The organism is Micromonospora sp. NPDC005220, assembly GCF_040607895.1.
In the GTDB taxonomy this organism is placed as follows: Bacteria; Actinomycetota; Actinomycetes; order Mycobacteriales; family Micromonosporaceae; genus Micromonospora.
This window is the reverse complement of sequence record NZ_JBEXHP010000206.1, coordinates 1-4842: the sequence shown is the minus strand read 5'-3', so window position 1 is coordinate 4842 and position 4842 is coordinate 1. Positions and strand designations below refer to the sequence as shown.

Here is a 4842-nt window from a genome sequence, read left to right as displayed (position 1 = left end):
GCCGTGACCGGCGCGCGACCGGCGGGGCGAACGGGTCCCGGGCGCACCGGCGGGACCACGCGTGGCGGTGGAGCACGAGCCAGGACGACCGGCTAGCGTCGGGGCGTGACCGACGCTGCTCCCGTCTCCCCCGTCGACCGCGCCGGCCTCCGGCAGCGGGTCGACAAGGCTCTCACCGAGTTCCTGGCCGGCCAGCGGGTCCGACTCGCCGCCGTGGACGACGCACTGGGTCCGGTGGCCGAGGCGATCGAGGCGTTCGTGCTCGGTGGCGGCAAGCGGCTGCGTCCAGCATTCGCGTACTGGGGGTTCCGGGGAGCCGGCGGGGTGGACGGCGACCAGGTGCTCACCGCCCTGGCCGCGCTGGAGTTCGTCCAGGCCAGCGCGCTGATTCACGACGACCTGATGGATCGTTCCGACACCCGTCGCGGCGAGCCCGCGGTACACCGACGGTTCGCCACCCGGCACCGGGAGGCCGGCTGGGGCGGCGACCCGGACGGTTTCGGCGACGCCGCGGCCATCCTGCTCGGTGACCTCTGTCTGGTCTGGTCCGACGAGCTGCTGCACTCCTCCGGCCTGGACCTGTTGTCGTTGGCCCGGGCCCGGCCGGTCTTCGACGAGATGCGCACCGAGGTCACCGTCGGGCAGTACCTCGACGTGCTGACGCAGGTCACCGGGGACACCTCGGTGGAACGGGCCAGCAAGGTCGCCCGGTACAAGTCCGCGAAGTACACCGTCGAGCGTCCGATGCTGCTCGGTGCCGCGCTGGCCGACGCGCCGGAGGACGTACGGACGGCCTACTCCGCGTACGGGCTGCCGCTGGGCGAGGCGTTCCAGCTCCGTGACGACGTGCTGGGGGTCTTCGGCGACCCGGGGCTGACCGGCAAGCCGGCCGGGGACGACCTGCGCGAAGGTAAGCGCACCTACCTGGTGGCGGCGGCCGTGGAGACCACCGACGACGCCGGCCGCGAGCTGCTGCTCAGCCGGCTCGGCGACCCGGAGCTGGACGAGCAGGGGGTGGCCCGGCTCCGCGAGGTGATCGCGGGCAGCGGGGCGCTGGCCCGTACCGAACAGCGGATCGTCACCCTCACCGACACCGCCCTGGCCGCACTGACCGCCGTCGACCTCGACACCGAGGCCCGCCAAGCCCTGGTCGACCTGGCCATAGCCGCAACCCGCCGAGCCGACTAACCCCCCACCCCACCCCCTCCCCCACCCCCCGGTGTTGATCATGAAGTTATTGCCACGACACGCCGGGCAGGCTGGCAACAACTTCATGATCAACGGGGACTGGAGCGGGCCAGGGGGAGCGGAGGGGTTCGGGTTAGAAGCCTTGGGCTTGGGCTCGGCGTTTCACCTCGCGGGCCTGATCGCCGGAGAGGGCGGCGGCCGGGGTGGCACCGGGCAGGGTGTCGTCCGGCTCGTAGAGCCACCGCAGGGCGGCCTCGTCGTCGTAGCCGTTGTCGGCGAGCAGGTTGAGCACGCCGGGCAGGTGCTTGAGCACGGTCTGGTTGGCAACCAGGTCCGCTGGGATCCGGCGGACGCCGTCGCGGCGGACGGCCAGCAACTCCCGGTCACGGATCATCTGGTGCACCTTGCTGATCGACACGTCGAGGCGTTCGGCGACGTCGGGCAGGGTCAACCAGCCGGCCGGGTCGGTGGGTCCGGCGAGCTCCAGGCCGGGCGCGGCCTGGTCGGGTACGGGTTCGGTCACCCGACCACCCTGCCACGCCGCCGCCGCGACGAGCCACCGGCACCCCGGGCGAACCATCGGCGCGCACCCGCTCGGTCGCCGCTGACCAGCGGATGAGGGGCGGCGAACGCGGCGGGAGGGGCCAGTTCGGTGTACGGCTGTAGCATCCTGTTCATCCTTCACCCCCTGGACACATAGACTGCCTGCCGATGGACACTCAGGTCGCCGACACGTTGCTGGGCTCGCTGATCGACGGGCGCTACCGCATTCGCGGTCGCGTGGCCCGTGGTGGCATGGCGACCGTGTACACCGCAACCGACGAGCGCCTCGAGCGCACCGTCGCTGTAAAGATCATTCACCCGACCCAGGCGAGCGAGGCACGGGCTCGGATCGCCAACTTCGTGGCCCGGTTCACCGACGAGGCGAAGACCATCGCCCGGCTGACCCACCCGAACGTGGTGGCGGTCTACGACCAGGGCACCCACGCCGGTCTGCCGTACCTGGTAATGGAGTACGTCCGGGGCCGCACGCTGCGCGACGTGCTGGCCGAGCGACGCCGGCTCAACCCGGACGAGACGCTGGCCATCGCCGAGCAGATGCTCGCCGCGATCGCCGCCGCGCACCGGGCCGGTCTCGTGCACCGTGACGTCAAGCCGGAGAACGTGCTGGTCGCGGAGGCGCCAACCGGTGGCGTCGCCAACCTGGTCGACAGCGTCGTGAAGGTGGCCGACTTCGGGCTGGCCCGGGCGGTCGAGGCGAGCGCCGACGAGGAGCAGGGCAACCAGCTGATGGCCACCGTGGCGTACGTCGCCCCGGAGTTGGTCACCGAGGGCCGCGCCGATCCGCGCACCGACGTCTACTCGGCCGGCATCGTGCTGTTCGAGATGCTCACCGGCCGGGTGCCGTACGACGGGGACCGCCCGGTGGACGTCGCCTGGCAGCACGTCGACCGTGACGTGCCGGCGCCCTCGACGCTGGTGCCGGGCCTGCCGTCGGTCCTCGACGACCTGGTGCAGCGGGCCACCCGGCGTGATCCTGGCGCGCGACCAGCGGACGCTGGCGCGTTGTTGGCCGAGGTGCAGGTCGCCCGGGATCGTCTGGGCGACGGCAACAGCCACACCGCCGTACTCCGCCCGATCAGCGACGCGCCGTCGCTCGCCCAGCCGACCATGATGGTCGCCACGGTCCAGCCGCCCAACCGTCCGTCGTGGGCACGACTGCCCGAGGGCGCCAGCAGCCAGGGGCCGGGACGGCGTCGGGCCGCCCCGGAGCCGGCGGAGGGCTTGGGCGCCCGGCTTGCCGCGCTGCGCGGCACGGTGCTGAGCACCCCCCGTGGCCGGCTGGCCGTCGCGGCCGTGGTGGTGACGTTGGGCCTGGTGGCCGCGATCGGGGGTTGGTGGTTCGGCGTCGGCCGCTACACGGACGCTCCGCATCTGGTGAGCCTGAGCAAGGCCGAGGCGCAGGCGCGGGCCGACCGCGCCGGGCTCGTCCTCAGGTACGCCGAGCCGCGCTTCGACGAGAAAGCCCCGAAGGACAGCGTGCTGGGGCAGAGCCCGGCATCCGCTGCCAAGATCGTCAAGGGTGGGACGATCACCCTGACCCTCTCCCTCGGCCCGGAGCGTTTCCCCGTACCGGACGTGATCGGCAAGGAGTTCGAGCTCGCCGAGGCGGACCTGGTCAACGTGAAGCTGGTGGTGGCCAAGGGCACGGCCCGCTACGACGACAGCTTGCCAGCCGGGGTGGTGGTGGACACCTCCCCCAAGGTGAACACCGAGGTCAAACCCGGGACGAAGGTCACGCTCATTCTGAGTCGGGGCAGGGCGCCGGTGACGGTGCCGAACCTGGTCGGTAAGAGCCTGACCGATGCCCGGGCGGCGCTGGCCAAGCTCGAACTGGTGCTGGTGGAGAACTACAAGGACTCCGACAAGCCGAAGGACGAGATCCTCGGCCAGAGCCCGGCCGATGGCGCCGGCGTGGAGAAGGGCACCCAGGTCAAGCTGGACGTCAGCAAGGGCCCGCCGCTGGTCGTCGTGCCCCGGGTGATCGACCTGCCCTGCCCACAGGCCAAGCAGGTGCTGGAGAGCCAGGGCTTGCCGACGACGGTTGCGGTCAACCCGAACGCGGTGGCCCGGATCCAGGTCCCGGGCGAGAATTCACAGGTGCCGCCGGGCACCCCGGTCGTCATCACGTGCTTCTGATGCCGGCGATCTCCGCGCGGCCGGTGGGCGCGCACACTCCGACCTCGGGTGGGCTGGCGAAGGCTGCCCTGCCGTACGCCGACGCGACCGGTGCGCAGGTGGTGCAGGTCTACGTCTCCAACTCGCGCGGCTGGGCGCTGCCCAACGGCGACCCGGTGCAGGACGCGCTGTTCCGCGATGGTTGCGCCGAGCGGGGCATTCCCGCGTTCATCCACGCCTCGCTGCTGGTCAACCTCGGCTCGCCCACCCCGGCCACGGTCGAGAAGTCGGCCCAGACGCTGGCGCACGCGCTGCGTCGGGGCGTGGCGATCGGCGCGCGGGCGGTGGTGTTCCACGCGGGCAGTTCGGTGGACGAGGGGCACGCCGAGCCGGCGATGCGACAGGTTCGCGAGGAGTTGCTGCCGCTGCTCGACTGGGCCGCCGAGGCTGGTGGGCCGATGTTGCTGGTCGAGCCGAGCGCGGGCGGAGGCCGGTCACTCGCCTCCCGGGTGGAGCAGCTCGGGCCCTACCTGGACGCGGTGGACCGGCATCCCATGCTCGGGGTCTGCTTCGACACCTGCCATGCCTGGGCGGCCGGCCACGACCTGGCGGCCGAGGGCGGCATGACGGCGACCCTGGACACCCTGGTGGCCACGGTCGGTGCGGACCGGCTGCGGCTGGTTCACGCCAACGACTCGAAGGATCTGTGCGGCTCCACCCGGGACCGGCACGAGAACATCGGCAAGGGCACCATCGGCGAGCCCGCCTTCGCCGAGTTGATGGCCCATCCGGCAACCGCTGGCGTCCCGATAGTCGTGGAGACCCCCAGCGAGAAGCAGCTGGGCCATGCCGCCGACATCACAACCCTGACCCGCCTGTCCCACCCCCCTACCCACTCCCCCGGCGTCCCCGACTCGCCTCGGTGATCATGAAGTTATTGCCATGACACGCCGATCCGAGCGGCAATAACTTCAT

At 71.9% G+C, this 4842-nt stretch carries 4 protein-coding genes; 3 read left to right on the top strand and 1 reads right to left on the bottom strand.

The window, feature by feature from the left end:
* Window positions 1–105: 105 nt before the first annotated feature.
* On the top strand, window positions 106–1188 hold the full coding sequence (locus ABZU52_RS31905) for a polyprenyl synthetase family protein (protein WP_354974633.1): 1083 nt from the start codon (window positions 106–108) through the stop codon (window positions 1186–1188).
* A gap of 133 nt (window positions 1189–1321) precedes the next feature.
* On the opposite strand, the gene ABZU52_RS31900 is transcribed toward ABZU52_RS31905, so the two are convergent.
* Window positions 1322–1711, bottom strand: coding sequence for an Rv2175c family DNA-binding protein (locus ABZU52_RS31900; RefSeq protein ID WP_334499306.1), 390 nt, complete (start codon window positions 1709–1711; stop codon window positions 1322–1324).
* Window positions 1712–1899: 188 nt separating this feature from the next.
* Between ABZU52_RS31900 and pknB the strand changes: the two genes are divergently transcribed.
* Together pknB and ABZU52_RS31890 are read left to right on the top strand one after the other, a co-directional pair.
* A complete protein-coding gene (gene pknB, locus ABZU52_RS31895) occupies window positions 1900–3888 on the top strand; it encodes a Stk1 family PASTA domain-containing Ser/Thr kinase (protein ID WP_354974632.1) in 1989 nt (662 codons plus the stop codon).
* On the top strand, window positions 3888–4793 hold the full coding sequence (locus tag ABZU52_RS31890) for a deoxyribonuclease IV (protein WP_354974631.1): 906 nt from the start codon (window positions 3888–3890) through the stop codon (window positions 4791–4793). The genes pknB and ABZU52_RS31890 overlap by 1 nt, the downstream gene beginning before the upstream one ends.
* The last annotated feature ends 49 nt before the right edge of the window (window positions 4794–4842 follow it).